This is a genomic window from Enterobacter sp. E20 (genome assembly GCF_000801755.2).
Classification (GTDB): domain Bacteria; phylum Pseudomonadota; class Gammaproteobacteria; order Enterobacterales; family Enterobacteriaceae; genus Enterobacter; species Enterobacter asburiae_B.
This window is the reverse complement of the sequence record NZ_CP012999.1, coordinates 3,680,998-3,696,543: the sequence shown is the minus strand read 5'-3', so window position 1 is coordinate 3,696,543 and position 15,546 is coordinate 3,680,998. Positions and strand designations below refer to the sequence as shown.

General features: G+C 60.1%; 15 protein-coding genes and 1 pseudogene. 8 read left to right on the top strand and 8 right to left on the bottom strand.

The features are described 5' to 3' along the window. Positions 1-10 precede the first annotated feature (10 nt). From NI40_RS17150 to NI40_RS17135, 4 genes are all read left to right on the top strand, one after another. On the top strand, positions 11-1,591 hold the full coding sequence (locus NI40_RS17150; RefSeq protein WP_039263425.1) for a hypothetical protein: 1,581 nt from the start codon (positions 11-13) through the stop codon (positions 1,589-1,591). Beyond that, positions 1,588-2,544, top strand: a complete 957-nt coding sequence (locus NI40_RS17145; protein WP_033146348.1) for a carbamate kinase family protein — start codon at positions 1,588-1,590, stop codon at positions 2,542-2,544. Before NI40_RS17150 ends, NI40_RS17145 begins: the two co-directional genes overlap by 4 nt. Position 2,545: 1 nt before the next feature. Further along, positions 2,546-3,925, top strand: coding sequence for an amidohydrolase family protein (locus NI40_RS17140; protein ID WP_039263426.1), 1,380 nt, complete (start codon positions 2,546-2,548; stop codon positions 3,923-3,925). Between the two features lie 98 nt (positions 3,926-4,023). After that, positions 4,024-4,758, top strand: coding sequence for a class I SAM-dependent methyltransferase (locus tag NI40_RS17135; RefSeq protein WP_039263428.1), 735 nt, complete (start codon positions 4,024-4,026; stop codon positions 4,756-4,758). Here NI40_RS17135 and NI40_RS17130 read toward each other — a convergent pair. Further along, positions 4,752-5,354 (bottom strand): short chain dehydrogenase, encoded by a 603-nt coding sequence (locus tag NI40_RS17130; RefSeq protein WP_039263430.1) that lies wholly within the window; start codon positions 5,352-5,354, stop codon positions 4,752-4,754. The genes NI40_RS17135 and NI40_RS17130 overlap by 7 nt on opposite strands. A 97-nt stretch (positions 5,355-5,451) precedes the next feature. Here NI40_RS17130 and NI40_RS17125 point away from each other — a divergent pair, with 97 nt between their 5' ends. The 3 genes from NI40_RS17125 to NI40_RS17115 all read left to right on the top strand — a co-directional run bounded on the left by NI40_RS17125 (position 5,452) and on the right by NI40_RS17115 (position 8,144). Then, entirely contained in the window at positions 5,452-6,339 is an 888-nt protein-coding gene (locus tag NI40_RS17125; protein WP_039263431.1) for a LysR family transcriptional regulator, read from the top strand. Positions 6,340-6,359: 20 nt separating this feature from the next. After that, the gene (locus NI40_RS17120; RefSeq protein ID WP_039263432.1) at positions 6,360-7,541 is read left to right on the top strand and encodes an aminotransferase-like domain-containing protein; all 1,182 of its coding nucleotides are present in this window, start codon (positions 6,360-6,362) and stop codon (positions 7,539-7,541) included. Positions 7,542-7,625: 84 nt separating this feature from the next. After that, positions 7,626-8,144, top strand: coding sequence for a DUF6622 family protein (locus NI40_RS17115; protein ID WP_039263433.1), 519 nt, complete (start codon positions 7,626-7,628; stop codon positions 8,142-8,144). A 2-nt stretch (positions 8,145-8,146) separates the two neighbouring features. Here NI40_RS17115 and NI40_RS17110 read toward each other — a convergent pair whose 3' ends face one another. Further along, positions 8,147-8,566: a nuclear transport factor 2 family protein gene (locus NI40_RS17110; RefSeq protein WP_039263434.1), complete on the bottom strand. Its 420-nt coding sequence runs from the start codon at positions 8,564-8,566 to the stop codon at positions 8,147-8,149. Between the two features lie 97 nt (positions 8,567-8,663). Between NI40_RS17110 and NI40_RS17105 the strand changes: the two genes are divergently transcribed. Further along, positions 8,664-9,395, top strand: coding sequence for a helix-turn-helix domain-containing protein (locus NI40_RS17105; protein ID WP_039263435.1), 732 nt, complete (start codon positions 8,664-8,666; stop codon positions 9,393-9,395). Here the strand turns inward: NI40_RS17105 and nudI are convergent. The 6 genes and pseudogenes from nudI to NI40_RS17080 all read right to left on the bottom strand — a co-directional run bounded on the left by nudI (position 9,367) and on the right by NI40_RS17080 (position 15,524). After that, positions 9,367-9,792 (bottom strand): nucleoside triphosphatase NudI, encoded by a 426-nt coding sequence (nudI, locus tag NI40_RS17100; RefSeq protein WP_039263436.1) that lies wholly within the window; start codon positions 9,790-9,792, stop codon positions 9,367-9,369. The two genes, NI40_RS17105 and nudI, sit on opposite strands and share 29 nt — an antisense overlap. A 44-nt stretch (positions 9,793-9,836) precedes the next feature. Beyond that, positions 9,837-10,184, bottom strand: coding sequence for a HigA family addiction module antitoxin (locus NI40_RS17095; protein ID WP_033146339.1), 348 nt, complete (start codon positions 10,182-10,184; stop codon positions 9,837-9,839). 10 nt (positions 10,185-10,194) lie between these two features. Then, a pseudogene (locus tag NI40_RS23215) lies at positions 10,195-10,494 on the bottom strand (type II toxin-antitoxin system RelE/ParE family toxin). Between the two features lie 251 nt (positions 10,495-10,745). Continuing rightward, entirely contained in the window at positions 10,746-11,915 is a 1,170-nt protein-coding gene (locus NI40_RS17090) for an HlyD family efflux transporter periplasmic adaptor subunit (protein WP_086374946.1), read from the bottom strand. Positions 11,916-11,925: 10 nt separating this feature from the next. Continuing rightward, entirely contained in the window at positions 11,926-14,124 is a 2,199-nt protein-coding gene (locus NI40_RS17085; RefSeq protein ID WP_039263437.1) for a type I secretion system permease/ATPase, read from the bottom strand. Beyond that, the gene (locus NI40_RS17080; RefSeq protein ID WP_039263438.1) at positions 14,121-15,524 is read right to left on the bottom strand and encodes a TolC family outer membrane protein; all 1,404 of its coding nucleotides are present in this window, start codon (positions 15,522-15,524) and stop codon (positions 14,121-14,123) included. The genes NI40_RS17085 and NI40_RS17080 overlap by 4 nt, the downstream gene beginning before the upstream one ends. Positions 15,525-15,546 lie beyond the last annotated feature (22 nt).

Genomic DNA, 15,546 nt, shown 5'->3' with positions numbered 1-15,546 from the left:
GCATGCATCCATGAAAAACATGAAGCTGGAGTGGAAAAGAGGTGACTGGGCGGCGTATTTCGGGTTGATGACCAATAACCTGACCAATTTGCTGACCATGATGGGGCTGCTCATTTTTGTCGTCGGCATCCCGAAGGAGATTGTTTATGGACGCATCGCGCCGGCCTTCGGGCTGGCGGTGCTGGTCGCGAGTATTTGCTACGCCTGGTTCGGCATGCAGATGGCGCGCGCCACCGGGCGTACGGACGTGACCGCGCTGCCGTCCGGCCCGAGCGCGCCGTCGATTTTTACCGTGACTTTCCTGGTGCTGATGCCGGTTTATCAGCAGACCGGCGATGCGGACTTCGCGATCCAGATTGGCCTGGTGTGGTGCTTCGTGGAGGCGATGATCCTCGCGGGCGGTTCGTTCCTCGGTGAAACCATCCGCAAGATGATCCCGCGCACCGTGCTGCTGTCGTGCCTCTCCGGTTTGGGCCTGCTGCTGCTGGCGATGAACCCGATGCTGCAGGCGTTCGAAGCGCCGACCGTGTCGTTCATCGTGCTGCTGCTGATCTTCATCAACTGGTTCGGTAAAAAGCCGATTTTCGCCCGTATCCCGACCGGTCTGCTGCTGTTGATTGCCGGTACGGCACTGGCGTGGATCTCCGGCCTGCAAAGCCCGGAAGCGATTAAAGCGTCCATGTCATCCTTCGGCTTTAACCCGCCGGAAGTGCACGTGGACAGCTTCATGCAGGGCCTGCCGCACGCGCTGCCGTATCTGGCCTCTGCCGTGCCGCTGGGGCTGGCGAACTACATCTTTGACCTGGAGAACATCGAAAGCGCCCACGCGGCGGGAGATGCGTACCCGACGCGTAAGGTGATGCTGGCGAACGGTCTGGCGTCGATGCTCGGCTGCCTGATGGGGAACCCGTTCCCGGTGACGGTCTACGTTGGCCACCCTGGCTGGAAAGCGATGGGCGCGAGCATCGGCTATACGCTGGCCTCCGGCGTGACTATGTTCATCGTGCCGCTGTTCGGGCTGGGGGCGTTTATGCTCGCCATCATTCCGATGACCGCCATCGTGCCGATTCTGGTGTTTATCGGTGTTGTTACCGCCAACCAGGTGGTAAGGGAAACGCCCAAAGTGGAGGTGCCGGTGATCTTCATCTGCCTATTCCCGTGGATCGCCAACTGGGCGCTGACGATGATGAACAGCGTGATGGGGGCGGCGGGCACCAGCGCGGCGAAGATCGGCACCGACGTGCTGCACAGCAAAGGAATTTACTACGAAGGCCTGGTGCATCTCGGCAACGGCGCGCCGCTCGCCAGCATGCTGTGGGGCTGTATCGCCATTTTCGCCATCATCAACAAGCCGCTGCGGGGAGCCGTTGCGGCCGCCGTCGGGGCGCTGCTGGCGCTGTTTGGCGTGATCCATGCCCCGGTGGTGGGCTTTGCCGAGGGCAGTTCGCTGATGTTCGTCACCGCGTATCTGATGATGGGCGGCATGTTTGTGGTGAAGCATGTGCTGGATTTCTCTGTTACTCCCCCTCTCCCTGTGGGAGAGGGCCGGGGTGAGGGCACCAGAACGCACCTTCTAAAGGACACAAAATGAAAGAGCTTATGGTCGTCGCCATCGGCGGCAACAGCATTATCAAAGACAACGCCAGCCAGTCGATTGAACACCAGGCGCAGGCGGTGAAAGCGGTGGCAGAGTCGGTGCTGGAAATGCTGGCATCCGACTATGACATCGTGCTCACCCACGGCAACGGCCCCCAGGTGGGGCTGGATCTGCGCCGCGCCGAAATCGCCCACGAGCGGGAAGGGCTGCCGCTAACCCCGCTGGCAAACTGCGTGGCGGACACCCAGGGCGGGATTGGCTACCTGATCCAGCAGGCGCTCAACAACCGCCTGGCCGCGCGCGGGGAGCAAAAAGCGGTCACGGTCGTCACGCAGGTGGAGGTGGATAAAAACGATCCGGGCTTTACTCACCCTACCAAACCTATCGGTGCGTTCTTCACCGAGGCGCAGCGCGACGAGCTGCAGCAGGCACACCCGGACTGGCATTTTGTCGAGGATTCAGGCCGTGGCTACCGTCGCGTGGTGGCCTCACCGCAGCCGCTGCGCATCGTTGAGGCCGACGCCATCAAAACGCTGACGCAAAAAGGCTTTGTGGTGATCGGCGCGGGCGGCGGCGGAATACCCGTGATTCGCAGCGAGCAGGGCGACTACCAGAGCGTCGATGCGGTGATTGATAAAGATCTCTCTACCGCGCTGCTGGCACGCGAGATCGGTGCCGACGTGCTGGCGATCACCACCGGCGTGGAGAAGGTGTGCATCAACTTCGGCAAGCCGAACCAGCAGGCGCTGGACACCGTCAGCGTGGCGCAGATGACGCGCTACAGGGATGAGGGCCACTTCCCGGCGGGCAGCATGCTCCCCAAAATCGTCGCCTCGCTGGAATTTTTACACCACGGCGGCAGGCGCGTGATTATCACCTCGCCGGACAGCCTGCCCGCGGCGCTGCGCGGGGAAACCGGCACCCATATTGTTAATGAAGGAAGATAAGATGAGTGAAAACAAAAGCCGCCGCGAATTTATCAGCCACAGCGGCAAAATGGTCACCGCCTGCGCGCTGTTTGGCGCCACCGGATCCGTCGCGTATGCTGCTGACTCCGCGAAGCCAACCTGCGAGACGGGCAAACCGATGAGCATCACCGCGAAACATTACTATCTGGACAACGTGCTGCTCGAAGCCGGGTTTAACGTCGACGGCGGCGTGGCGACGAGCACCCGCACCGAGCTGAAAACGCTGGAGATTAAAGACGGGAAGATCGTCGCCCTGCGCGATAACAAGCGCCACGCCGACGCCACGCTGCCGCACTATGACGCAGGCGGCAAGCTGATGCTCCCGGCGATGCGCGACATGCACATTCACCTGGATAAAACCTTTTACGGCGGTCCGTGGCGCTCCCTGAACCGCCCCGCGGGCACGACGATTCAGGACATGATCCGCCTTGAGCAGAAGCTGCTGCCGGAGCTACAGCCCTACACCCAGGAGCGCGCGGAAAAGCTGATCGATCTGATCCAGTCGAAAGGCTCCACCATCGCCCGCAGCCACTGCAATATCGAGCCGACCTCCGGCCTGAAGAATCTGGAAAACCTGCAGGCGGTTTTATCGCGCCGTAAGCCCGGCTTTGACTGCGAAATCGTCGCTTTCCCGCAGCACGGGCTGCTGCTGTCAAACTCCGAAAAGCTGATGCGCGAGGCGATGCAGGCCGGAGCGCACTACGTGGGCGGGCTGGATCCAACCAACGTCGACGGCGCGATGGAGAAATCCCTCGACACCATGTTCCAGATTGCGCTGGACTACGACAAAGGGGTGGATATCCACCTGCATGAAACCAGCCCGGCGGGCGTGGCGGCGGTGAACTATATGGTGGAGACGGTGGAGAAAACGCCGGAGCTGAAGGGCAAGCTGACCATCAGCCACGCCTTCGCGCTGGCGACGCTCAACGAGCAGCAGGTGGATGAGATCGCCACCCGCATGGCGGCGCAGCGGGTGACCATCGCCTCCACCGTGCCGATTGGCACCCTGCATATGCCGCTGAAGCAGCTGCGCGAGAAGGGCGTGTTCGTAATGACGGGGACCGACAGCGTGATCGATCACTGGTCGCCGTACGGTCTGGGGGACATGCTGGAGAAAGCGAATCTTTACGCTCAGCTCTACATCCGCCCGAACGAGCAGACGCTCTCCCGCGCGCTCGGTATTGCCACCGGCGACGTGCTGCCGCTGAACGACAAAGGCGAGCGCGTGTGGCCGAAAGCGCAGGACGACGCCAGCTTTGTGCTGGTGGATGCTTCCTGCTCCGCCGAGGCCGTGGCGCGCATTTCACCGCGCACCGCGACGTTCCATAAGGGCAACCTTGTCTGGGGCTCGGTGGGTTGACGTGCATTTCTCCCTCTCCCTGTAGGAGAGGGGATGAAGGCATCAGGCCGCAGGCAATGCTTTATACTGGGAGGCACATTCTTAAAGAGGGATCTGCCATGGCACAAAATATCTACGACAATCCGGCGTTTTTTGAAGGCTACGCCCGGCTTCCACGCTCGGTGCAGGGTCTGGACGGCGCGCCGGAGTGGCCCGCGCTAAAAAGTATGCTGCCGGATTTAACCGGCAAATCGGTTGTCGATCTCGGCTGCGGCTACGGCTGGTTCTGCCGCGCGGCCCGCGAGCTGGGCGCTGCTGACGTCACGGGGGTCGATATCTCAGAAAAGATGCTCGCCCGCGCGGCGGAGCTTACCGCTGACCCACAGATTCACTATCAGCGTAGCGATCTGGAATCTCTTAAGCTTAACGAGAATAGCCTCGATCTGGTCTACAGCTCGCTGGCGCTGCACTACCTGCCGGAACTGGATACGTTATTTGCCAGGGTTCAGCGCGCGCTCAAGCCAGGCGGCAGCCTGGTGTTCTCAATGGAGCACCCGATCTACACCTGCGCCACCCGTCAGGGCTGGCTGACCGACGATAACGGCGAGCGGTTCTGGGGCGTGAACCATTATCAGGATGAAGGCAAACGCGTCAGCAACTGGCTGGCGGACGGGGTGGTTAAATACCACCGCACGCTCGGCACCACGCTTAACGCGCTGATCGGGGCCGGATTAACGATAAGCGACGTCAACGAGTGGGGGCCAGCGCAGGCGCAGATTGACGCCTGGCCCGCGCTGGCCGAAGAGGCTGAGCGCCCGATGCTGGTGCTGATCGCCGCCCGTAAGGCTCAGTAACCCACCCTATACACCCGCCCGCTCTGCACGCCTTCCACGCTGCGGCGATAGGCCTGCGCCACGGTCGCGGCGGGAACGCTCTCAAAGCCCGGGAAGAAGCCGTCGTAGGTTTCGACGGATTCGGTGAGTACCGTCGGGCTAATCAGGTTGATGCGGATCCCGCGCGGCAGCTCGCAGGCTGCGGCGCGGACAAACCCTTCCAGCGCCGCATTCACCGTGGTGGCATTCACGCCCTGGGCAATCGGCTCGTGCGCCACGATGCCGCTTATCAGCGTAATAGAGCCGCCTTCGTTCAGATAGTGCTGGCCGGTCAACGCCAGGCGCACCTGCCCGAGCAGCTTGTCCTGCAGGCCCTGGTTGAAGTCGCTGTCCTTCATGGTCGCGAGCGGGCCAAAGTAAAGACCCCCGCTGGCGGAGACAATCGCGTCCACCAGGCCGATTTTCTCAAACAGCGCCTGGACGCTCGCCTGCGAGGTGATATCCACCTGCTCGTCGCCCTGCGTGCGGCCAACGCGGATGACCTCGTGGCGACGACTCAGCTCTTCCGTTACCGCACGACCGACCGTACCGCTGGCACCAATAATCACGATTTTCATAGCCGACTCCTTATGTTGTGAGCCTCCATTCTTTAATAAATAAAAATGCAGATAAACTGGGCTAAAGTTAGAAGATTGCTAACCAGAGGTTTGGAATATGGATAAGCTTCGCAGCATGGAGACCTTTATTGCGGTGGTGGAAAGCGGCAGTTTTACCGGTGCGGCGGCACGGCTGGAGATGTCGGCGGTAATGGTGGGGAAATACGTTGCGCTGCTGGAATCACAGCTCGGTACCCGCCTGCTGGAGCGTAACACGCGGCGCCAGAGCCTGACCGACGCCGGGCGGGTCTATTTCGACGAGGCGAAGCGGGTGCTGGAGCAGGTCGCGATCGCCGAAAGCGCCGTGGAACGCCTGCGCGCCGTGCCGTCCGGCACCCTGCGCGTGACCGCACCCACCTCGTTTGGCGGCAGCGCGATCGCGCCGCTTACGGCCTCTTTTTTACAACGCTACCCGGAAGTGCGCATCGAGCTGGATCTCACCAACCGGATGGTGGATCTGGTGGAGGAGGGTATCGATCTGGCCATTCGCATTGGCGACATTCACAACGACGATCTGGTGGCGAAATACCTCTGCCCTTACCGGATGGTGATCTGCGCCGCGCCGGACTATCTTGCGCGCTACGGTACGCCGCAAACCCCTGCCGATCTGGTGGATCATCTCTGCTTATCCCACAGCGTGTGGACCGCACGCAACGAGTGGCGGCTGCCGGGCGTCGAGGGCGAGGTGCGCTGGAAGCGGGACGCGGTCTTAAGATGCAACGACGGCTACGGGCTGCGGATGGCCGCAAGAGCCGGGGCGGGACTGCTGCTGCAGCCGGAAGTGCTGGTGGCGGAAGATCTGGAAAGCGGCAGGCTGGTGCGGGTGCTGGAGGCGTATATTCCGGCGCCGAGACCCGTGCATTTGCTGTGGCGTCAGGATTTACGACCTCTCCCTAAGCTAACGGAATTTATCGCCCATATTCTGCTAAGATTGGGCACACTATAAAAAAAGAAGGTATGCAAAGAATGTCTGTGAATAAACTCGCCAGCAGCGCGCAGGGCCTGCAATCATCTGCCATCCGTGAATTATTAAAACATAGCAAAATGGCCGGCGTCATTTCGCTGGGTGGGGGGATTCCTAACCCGGCCTTGTTCGATCACGAAGGGCTGAAAATTGCCGCTGATGCCGTATTATCACAGCATTTTGGTGAGGCCTTTCAGTACGGTCTGACCGAAGGCGTACCGGGGCTGCGGGAAGAAATTCAGCGCATCTGTGAAGGGCGCGGGATCCGCTGCAAGGCGGATGATGTGGTCGTGACCTCCGGTTCACAGCAGTCCCTCGACGTGCTGGCGCGTGCATTAATTAACCCGGGCGATACCGTTGTGGTTGAGCGTCCAACCTATCTTGCTGCGCTGCAGGTATTTGGCCTGGCGCAGGCGAATTTTGAATCCGTTGGCACCGACGGCGACGGCATGAAGGTCGACGAGCTTGAAGCGCTGGCGGCAAATAAAACCATCAAAGCGGTCTATATTGTTCCGACGTTTGGCAACCCTGGCGGGGTAACCCTTTCTGAGGCGCGTCGCAAACAGCTGGTGGAATTATCGAAGCGCTATGATTTCGTCATTATTGAAGACGATCCGTACAGCGAAATTAATTATACCGATGAAGTTTTCCGCCCGTTAATTGCCCATGCTAAAGATATCGGCAACGAAGAGAACGTGGTGTATACCTCGACTTTCTCCAAAATTCTCGCGCCGGGGACCCGCGTGGGCTGGGTGCTGGTGCCGAAATGGCTGAAGCGCGCAGTAGTAAACCTTAAGCAAACCACCGACCTGCACACCAGCACGCTGTCGCAGCTGATGACGTATGAATACCTGAAAACCGGTCGTCTGCCCGATCAGATTAAAACGATCCGCGAAGCCTATCGCCAGAAATACCAGACGTTCGCAACCGAGCTGGAGGCCGAGCTGGGCGATGTGATGTCGTTCCACAAGCCGAAGGGCGGCATGTTCCTGTGGGCGAATATGAAAAATGGTAGTAATACCACCCGCTGGCTGGAAAAAACGTTAAGTAACGGCGTAGTATTTGTGCCGGGCGAATTTTTCTACTGCAATGAGCCAGACCATTCAACGCTGCGTATGTCGTTTGTCACGCCAACGGATGAAGAGCTGAAGGAAGCGGTTCAACGCCTGAAAAAATCGCTGTAAAAGACCTGCGCATAATGGTTTTCCTGCCGTTATGCGCAATACGCGTTCAGGCGGCACGGGCCGCGATCGTCCATGGAGATCTCCATGTTTGAATTTCTGTTCGGTGTCGTTACGCACACGCCCGCCTGGGTGTGGGTGCTGTTTATCTTCCTTATCTCTCGCGGCATTAAAGCCCGCAGGCCCGCCACCGTTACGCTGGAGAGGCTTGCCATCATTCCGGCAATATTTCTAATCTGGGATATCTACGATCTGGTGATCTACCGCACGCTGACGCCCGGGACTGTCGCATTGTGGACGGCGGGGATCCTCGCCGGGGCCGCGCTGGGGTATTTCCTGATTAAGCAGGCGGTTATCACCCGCGCAGATGCGCCGCGCACCCTCTACCGCCAGGCAGACTACACCGCGCTGCCCTTTATGATGCTGGCGTTCGGCGTGAAGTATGTGCTGGGCGTGATGAGCGCGGTCTCTCCCCAGACGATGCAGCAGCCCGCCATGAGCGCGCTGGCGATCGTCTCCGGCGGCGTGTTTGCCGGCGTGTTTCTCGGGAAATTTGCGCGTTACGTTGGGGTCTATAACAGTGCCGCACCGCGCCCGGCGGAGTAAGGTTATTCTGTCGCGTGTGCCAGCGTGCGATCTGCAGCATCGCCGCTGAGTGCTCGCGTGACTTCATGGATCCGCCAGATTTTCCCTTCACGCAGCGCGGCAAACAGGTAAACCTCGATCTCTGCCTGACGACCATCAGGATACGTGACCGTCACGATATGCCGGTCAGCCAGAAGTTCGTCATGGCAGGCTATCTCCACCACGGTAAAGGCGATTGCGCGGATCTGTGAGCTGACGTGGCTCAGATGCTGGACAAAACCCCGGTAGTCAAGCGCGTGACCGTCCGTAAACTGCTGGTAATCGGGCGTAAATACCTCTGCCGGATCGATATCGCCGTTGAATAAGCGGGTTAACAGGCAGGCCATCTTTTCGCGCTGCGCGGCGTTGTCGGTGTGGGCTATCAGGGACGTGATAATGCTCATGCGGGCTCCTTATGTGGTTGAATCACCATTATCCTTGACAGCAGAAGTCGCAGTTTCTCTAATACGCCGAAGAATAACGATTTTCGGTCAAAATGATATGGTCAGTGTTGAAACGCTCCTTCATCCCGGCGGGTACCGAACGCCCCGGCACAGTCATCGCACCGGCCAGCTGTGGCGCATTGCAACGGGGCTGCTGGTCATTGAGACGCAGCAGGCGCGATCGGTCGTACCGGCAAAACACATCGGCTGGATCCCTCCGGATCGGCAGCACGCCGCTTTTTCCGAAAGTGCGGTAGAAGGCTGCGCTATCTTTCTTGACCCCGCCGTGTGCGCAATGCTTCCCGATGCGCCCGCGCTGTTCGAGCCCGACGATCTCACCCATGCACTGTTTTCCCGTTTATGCGATGCAGAGAGCGAGTACGATCCGCGAAAGCTTGCTTTGCTGCTGGATGAGCTTGCCCTGACGCCCCAGGCTCGCTTTTCTCTGCCCGTGCCGACGGATCCGCGTCTGAAGAACGTGGTCAGCCATTTGCTGCAGTTTGTCGATGATAACCAGACGGTCGAGAGCCATGCTATTCATGCTGGGATGAGCGTGCGTACGTTCAACCGTCGGTTTAGCGCCCAGACCGGAATGAACTTTGTTAACTGGCGGCAGCTGGCTCGCGTCATGCGGGCAATGGAGTGGCTGGCGGCGGGGAAGCCGGTAGGGTGGATTGCGCTGTCCTGCGGCTACAGCAGCGTCAGCGCATTTATTGAGGTTTTCAGAGCATGGGCAGGTAAAACGCCGGGGCAGTGGGTGATTAAAGAAGGCCCTTTTGGGCGAAGGTAATGCGCGTGGCTGCGTTGAGATCCAGCTCTTTTAGCGACTCCGGATTAACCCAGGCGATCTCCTGAAACTCTTCATTAAACGTGACTTCCCGGTTGGCGCTGATGCAGTCGAAGATCAGATAGATCATGTAAATCTCCTCTCTGGTGCCATCGGCGTAGGTTTTCACCCTAATGTCATCGCGAAAAGCCCATGGCGTAACCGAGACAATCTCCAGCGCTTCGCCCAGCTCTTCGCGGATCTCACGGCGCAACGCCTGTTCCATGGTTTCGCCCGGTTCCATTCCACCGCCGGAGAGAGCCCACTGGCCGGGGAACACGCCGCGATCGTCGGCCATTTTACACAGGAGGTAGGCACCGTCATTCTGGATGATGGGGCAGACAATGGTTCGTTGGCGCATGATTTCTTCCTGAAAAAGTATTGATAGGTGAAGTGTTTACCGAATCAGGCTACATCCGGCTGGCCAGATTTTCGCTTAGCCATGACGTCCGCAACGGTCTTTATACGGCTTAGCTCCTCCTGCGTCCTGGGGTTGGATTGCGCTTCCCAGATATCGACGTTCAGCTGTAAGTTAAGCCAAAATTCAATCGTGGTATCAAAGGCTTTTGCCAGTTTGATCGCCATATCGGCAGTCAGCTTGCGATTGTTATTGACCAGCGCGCTGATGGTGTTGCGGTGAACATTGAGCATCTCCGCCAGATCGCTGATTTTCAGATTGAGCGGTTCAAGATACTCATACTGCAACACGTCGCCCGGCGTGGTGGGTTTGCGGAGTGCCTGTTGAAGTGTCATAGGTGATGCCTCACTTGTGTTGCGTGTACTTGTGTGGAGAGAGGTAGAGATCTTCTGCTTTACCCTCTGTCCAGCGAAATACGAGCCTGTATTGCCTGTTTACCCGGATTGAGGAATATCCCTTCAGCGGAGGATTCAATGCTTCATACATATTGCCCGGTGGCGATCGCAAATCCCTGTGCGAGGTTGCTGCCCTGATGATATCGAGCTTTCTCGCAAGCGCTGTTTCCAGATTTGCAGGAATAACATTGCTCGATCTGCCGTAAAGAAAAAAATCCTCAAGCTATTGATCCCGAAAATAACTAATCATAATGGTGCTGAGCTCCAGTCCTTGAAGCTGATTGAATAGTAATGCACTCCTGCACAGTGCGCAAGTGCGTTTTTGTCTGCGGTTAATATTACCTTGGCGATGGCTGAAGGGAAGTGGGATGCATGACTAAAGATTAATATTTCGAGGTAGGTTCCAGTTCTGACGTGCGGTTAAATACCCGGCGGCGCTGCGCTTGCAAGGGCCTCCGGGTATGTAGGCCGGGTAAGGAGGAGCCGCCACCCGGCGATTGACTATCGCTCCCTCAGCGCCTCTTTCGCCCGGTTAAACGGCTTGATCAGATAATCCAGCACCGTTTTCTCGCCGGTCTTAATGTCCACCGTCGCAATCATCCCCGGCACAATCGAGAAGTGCCTGCCGGCCTTATTCACCAGGTAATCCTGGCTGGTGCGGATAAACACCCGGTAATAGAACACTTCCGGCTTGGCCTCGTCCTGGATGGTGTCCGGAGAGATTGTTTCGACGACCCCGTGCAGGCCGCCGTAAATGGCGTAATCGTAGGCAGTGATTTTAACCAGCGCCTCCTGGTTCGGGTGGATAAAGGCGATATCGCGCGGCGACAGGCGGGTTTCGATCAGCAGGTGATCGTCCACCGGCACAATCTCCATCAGCTCGCCGTTGGGCGGGATCACGCCGCCGATGGTGGTGACCTTGATGTTTTTCACGATCCCGCGCACCGGGGATTTTACCGTCAGACGGGTGACGGAATCCTGGCGGCCTTTGAGGATCGCCGAAACCATATCCACCTCGGCGTTGGCCTTGGATAACGCCTCGCGCGCCTGAACGTAATACTGCGAGCGTACGTCGGTGAGCTTCAGCTCCAGATCGCTTTTTTGCCGCTGCAGGCGCAGCACCTCCACGTGGCTGGCGGCACCGGTTTTCACCAGCCGCTGGGTGATCGCCAGCTCCTTATTGGCGAGATCTAACGCGGCGCGCAGCTCCCGCTGGGTATCCTCCAGCTGCGCGCGGCGGGAGTTGTAGAGCCGCGTTTCGTCAGCAATCAGATCCGGCCACTTTGCCAGCGAAGGGGGGAACTTCAGCGGGAGATCGTTCACCTCGGCGTACAGGCGGGCGCTGGAGGCCAGTGAAGCCCGGTAGCGCGCCGCGCTTTCGCCGACGTTCGATTCGGAACGCGTCGGATCGAGCCGCGCCAGCACCTGCCCGGCCTGCACCTGATCGCCCTCGTGGACGTTCAGCTCGGTGAGGATCCCGCCGTCGAGAGACTGTAAGACCTGCTCGCGCGAGCTGGGGATCACTTTACCCGAGCCGGTTGATACCTCATCCAGCACGCCAAACCACGCCCAGACGCCCAGCACCACAAACATCAGCAGCGAGAAGATCACGATCCGACGCGCGCCGGTGTAGCCGCTTTCGGAGTCGAGGGCGTTATCCAGATCGTCCATTGCCGCCACGTCACGCTGACTGATTTTCATTTTTCCACTCCCGTCCGGTTGCTGCCTGCTGCTGTTGCTGCTGCATACGGCTGTTGTTCAGCGCCTGGGCTTTTGGCGCGTCCATCACCAGCATCCCCTCTTTCAACACCACGACGCGCTCCACCAGTTCCAGCACCGGTACGCGATGCGTGGCGACAATCAGGGTGCGATGCCCGAGCCAGTCGCCAAGACGCTGGATGAATTCCCGCTCGGTGTGCTCGTCCAGCGAGGCGGTGGGTTCATCCATCAGCACAATATTCGGATCGCGCAGCAGCATCCGCGCCAGCAGAATCGACTGGCGTTGCCCGCCGGATAATCCCACGCCGTTTTCCATGATCGGGTAGTCCAGCCCCTTGGGCAGCTTCTGCACGAAGCCTGCCGCGCCGGTCAGCTCCAGCGCCTCGAAAATCTCTTCGTCGGTGGCGCGCGGCATGCCGAGGGTGATGTTTTCGCGCAGGGTGCCGTAAAACAGACGGGCGTTCTGGGTCATAAAGCCGACGTTGCGCCGGACGTCGGCGACGTCGAGATGCGGCAGGCTGAAGTTATCAAGCCGCAGCTCGCCGGCCGCCAGATCCATTCCGCCCGCCATGGCCTGCAGCAGGGTCGATTTGCCCGCGCCGTTGCGCCCGAGGATCGCCACTTTTTCTCCCGGCATGATCTCCAGCCGGTTAATGCGCAGCGCCATGCGCGGATCGTCCGGCTGATAGCGGAACTGCGCCTGCTCGAAGAGGTAATGACCGCGCAGCACGTCCTGGCGGATCGGCGTCTCCTCGCGCTGATTTTCGGTGGGAAGCTGCATGATGCTGTCCAGCCCCTCTTTTGCCGCTTTGACCTGCTGCCAGCGCGCCAGCACGCCGCACAGCGTCGCCATCGGGGCGATCATGCGGGAGGCCAGCATCGACGCGGCGACCACCGAACCGGTGGTGAGGGTGCCGTCGATCACCATCGGGGCGCCGACCACAATCACCCCGGCGTAGACCAGGCTCTGAATGGTCATCCCCCAGCTGATCAGGTTCTGCGTCAGCTCGCGGGTGCGCAGGCCGGATTCCGCGGTGATCTGGATATAGCTGTTCCACTGCTGCAAAAAGCGGTTTTCCGCCTGCATCAGCTTGATGTCCTCCAGCCCCTGCACGCTCTCCACCAGCACCGCGTTGCGCAGGGTCGATTCATGGGCCGACTGCTTTGCCAGCTCCGCCAGCTTCTTTTGCAGCAGCAGGCCGGGCAGGACCATGATCACCGCCGCGACCGGGGCGATCCACGCCAGCTGCGGGGCGATGATCGCCAGCACCACCACGAACAGGAGAAAGAACGGCAGGTCGACAATGGTCGAAATGGTGGACGAGGTGACCATCTCACGGATCTGCTCCAGCTCGCGCAGCTGAGAGATAAAGCTGCCGGTGGAGCGGGGGATCGCGCTGTTGCGCAGCCGCAGCGCGTGGCCGAAGACGCGATCCGAAACGCGCATGTCCGAGCGCTTGCCCAGCAGATCCATAATGTGCCCGCGCGCCACGCGCAGCACAAAGCCAAACAGGGTGGCAATCAGCACCCCGATGGTCAGGACGTAAAGCGTCGGGTAGGACTGCGCGGGGATCACCCGGTCGTACACCTGCATGGAAAAGACGATCCCGGAGAGCGACAGCACGTTGATAAAGAGGGCGGCCAGCATGACCCAGCTGTAGGGGCGCAGGTCGCGCATCACCAGCCGGTAGAGCCAGTCCGGGCGGTATTTTGAGATATAGGCATCCACGCGGCTGTCCTTCAGCGCGGCGAGTGGACGCAGGGCAATGACGTGGCGGATAGCGGGCAGTATCGCCGTCATCGACAGCCGGTTGGTGTAGGTGTCATCGTCGAAAAAGCTGACCTCCAGCGTATCGTCCCCGTCGAAATGCTCGATCACGCCGATCCTGCCGTCATGCATCGCCACTACCACCGGCAGACGCCAGCTGTTGATCGCCTGCCGATCGTCGGTAAGGAGCTGAAACGACAGCCCCGCTTCGCGGGCCAGCTGGGTGAGGGCGGGAACCATTGGTTTGCCTTTCAGCCACGGCGCGCCTGCGATCAGCGCGCCGGGAGAGCAGGCCACGCGGTAGCGCGTGGCGACAAAGCCAAAGGCCTGCGCCCACTGCGCCAGCGCCTCATCCGTCATCGTTTCGCCCTGCGGGATTTCGCGTTGCTTCATGGCTGGATCTCCACGGTCTGGATGGTGCGGTTATCAAGATCGAACGCATGACGCAGCTGCCCGGTGTTATACAGGCAGTTGAGCTGCAGCTGGTGCAGCTGACCGAGGGTCTGCTGCTGGGTGAAGCGCGCCTGGTAGACCTCCTGCTCGGCGTTGAGCACGTCGAGCAGCGGGCGCGAGCCGAGATCGAGATACTGCTGCTGGTACAGTTCGCGGGTGCGGGCGCTGAGGGCTTCCTGGCGACCCTGGATTTGCAGCGTGCTTTGCAGGCTCATCACCTGGCTGCGGGCTTCCAGCAGTTTCTGGCGGACATCAAGGCGCGTGCGCTGAACGGTGGACTGCGCCGCCTCCACCGCGTGTCCGGCAGCGTTACGCCGGGCGGTGAGGCCGCCGCCCTGGTAGAGCGGCATCTGCACTTTCACCCATGCGGAATACTGGGTGCGATCGCGGGTTTCGCTCCCCGCGTAGCGATCGTTCATGTAGTGACGCACCTCCGGCTCCAGCGAGACGGTTGGCGTCATCTGCGCGTCGGCGTAGTCGAGGTTAGCCTGGGCGACGTTAGCCTGCGCCCAGGCGGCAAGCACCGCGGGCACCAGACGGTCATCCGGCTCGGCAATGTCGCAGCTCCGGCCCAGCTTTTGCGGAAAGTCATTGCTGATTGCGTTCAGGCTGTTCCAGCCGAGAAAGCTCATCAGCGTGGCGCGGGCGCTGTCCAGGCTGGCCTGGTACTGCATCAGCTGGGCGCGGGCGCCTTCGATACGGGCATCGGTCTGCACCACGTCAGAGAGCGACGTGGCCCCTTCGTCGTTACGCTGGCGGGTCAGCGTGCCAATGGAGGAGAGGGCGTCGAGCTGCTCTTTAGCGGTCTCGACCATCTGCTGCCAGGTTTGCACCTGCACCATGGCGATGGCGGTATCGTGGGCGATGGTGTCGATACTCACCAGCACGTTGGCCTGCTGCTGGGCAACGCCCGCGCTCTCGGCCCGCACCTGGCTGTCCACTTTGCCAAAGTCGTAGAGCATTTGTGACAGAGAAAGCACCAGCGACGGGGTAAAGCCGTTCTGGTCGCCGTCATGGGAATAACCGTTGTCCACGCCGGCATTAATCTGCGGATAGTATTTTGATTTAGCGACGTCCACCTCTTCGCTCTGCTGGTAGAGTTTCCCCACGGCTTCGCTGATGGCCGGATGCCAGGTGACGGCGCGGTTGACGGCATCGCCAAGCTGCAGCGAACCGGGGGCGGCTTTGCCAGCCGCAGGTGCGACGCGGCCATTGAGCGAGGGGAGTTCCTGCGTTTCGCGAAGCTGTCCGGTATTGATGATTGCCGCCGGGTTCGCGCAAAGAGCGGGCACAGATATCAGGCAGCACGAGAGCCACCAGTGAGGCATCTTCATTCCCATGTCATGTCCCTATTAAAAAGAG

Excerpts from the sequence above, each read along its gene's own strand:
- NI40_RS17150 (WP_039263425.1), top strand. The coding sequence starts at position 11 with ATGAAAAACATGAAGCTGGAGTGGAAAAGAGGTGACTGGGCGGCGTAT.
- NI40_RS17145 (WP_033146348.1), top strand. The coding sequence starts at position 1,588 with ATGAAAGAGCTTATGGTCGTCGCCATCGGCGGCAACAGCATTATCAAA.
- NI40_RS17140 (WP_039263426.1), top strand. The coding sequence starts at position 2,546 with ATGAGTGAAAACAAAAGCCGCCGCGAATTTATCAGCCACAGCGGCAAA.
- NI40_RS17135 (WP_039263428.1), top strand. The coding sequence starts at position 4,024 with ATGGCACAAAATATCTACGACAATCCGGCGTTTTTTGAAGGCTACGCC.
- NI40_RS17130 (WP_039263430.1), bottom strand. The coding sequence starts at position 5,354 with ATGAAAATCGTGATTATTGGTGCCAGCGGTACGGTCGGTCGTGCGGTA.
- NI40_RS17125 (WP_039263431.1), top strand. The coding sequence starts at position 5,452 with ATGGATAAGCTTCGCAGCATGGAGACCTTTATTGCGGTGGTGGAAAGC.
- NI40_RS17120 (WP_039263432.1), top strand. The coding sequence starts at position 6,360 with ATGTCTGTGAATAAACTCGCCAGCAGCGCGCAGGGCCTGCAATCATCT.
- NI40_RS17115 (WP_039263433.1), top strand. The coding sequence starts at position 7,626 with ATGTTTGAATTTCTGTTCGGTGTCGTTACGCACACGCCCGCCTGGGTG.
- NI40_RS17110 (WP_039263434.1), bottom strand. The coding sequence starts at position 8,566 with ATGAGCATTATCACGTCCCTGATAGCCCACACCGACAACGCCGCGCAG.
- NI40_RS17105 (WP_039263435.1), top strand. The coding sequence starts at position 8,664 with ATGGTCAGTGTTGAAACGCTCCTTCATCCCGGCGGGTACCGAACGCCC.
- nudI (WP_039263436.1), bottom strand. The coding sequence starts at position 9,792 with ATGCGCCAACGAACCATTGTCTGCCCCATCATCCAGAATGACGGTGCC.
- NI40_RS17095 (WP_033146339.1), bottom strand. The coding sequence starts at position 10,184 with ATGACACTTCAACAGGCACTCCGCAAACCCACCACGCCGGGCGACGTG.
- NI40_RS17090 (WP_086374946.1), bottom strand. The coding sequence starts at position 11,915 with ATGGACGATCTGGATAACGCCCTCGACTCCGAAAGCGGCTACACCGGC.
- NI40_RS17085 (WP_039263437.1), bottom strand. The coding sequence starts at position 14,124 with ATGAAGCAACGCGAAATCCCGCAGGGCGAAACGATGACGGATGAGGCG.
- NI40_RS17080 (WP_039263438.1), bottom strand. The coding sequence starts at position 15,524 with ATGGGAATGAAGATGCCTCACTGGTGGCTCTCGTGCTGCCTGATATCT.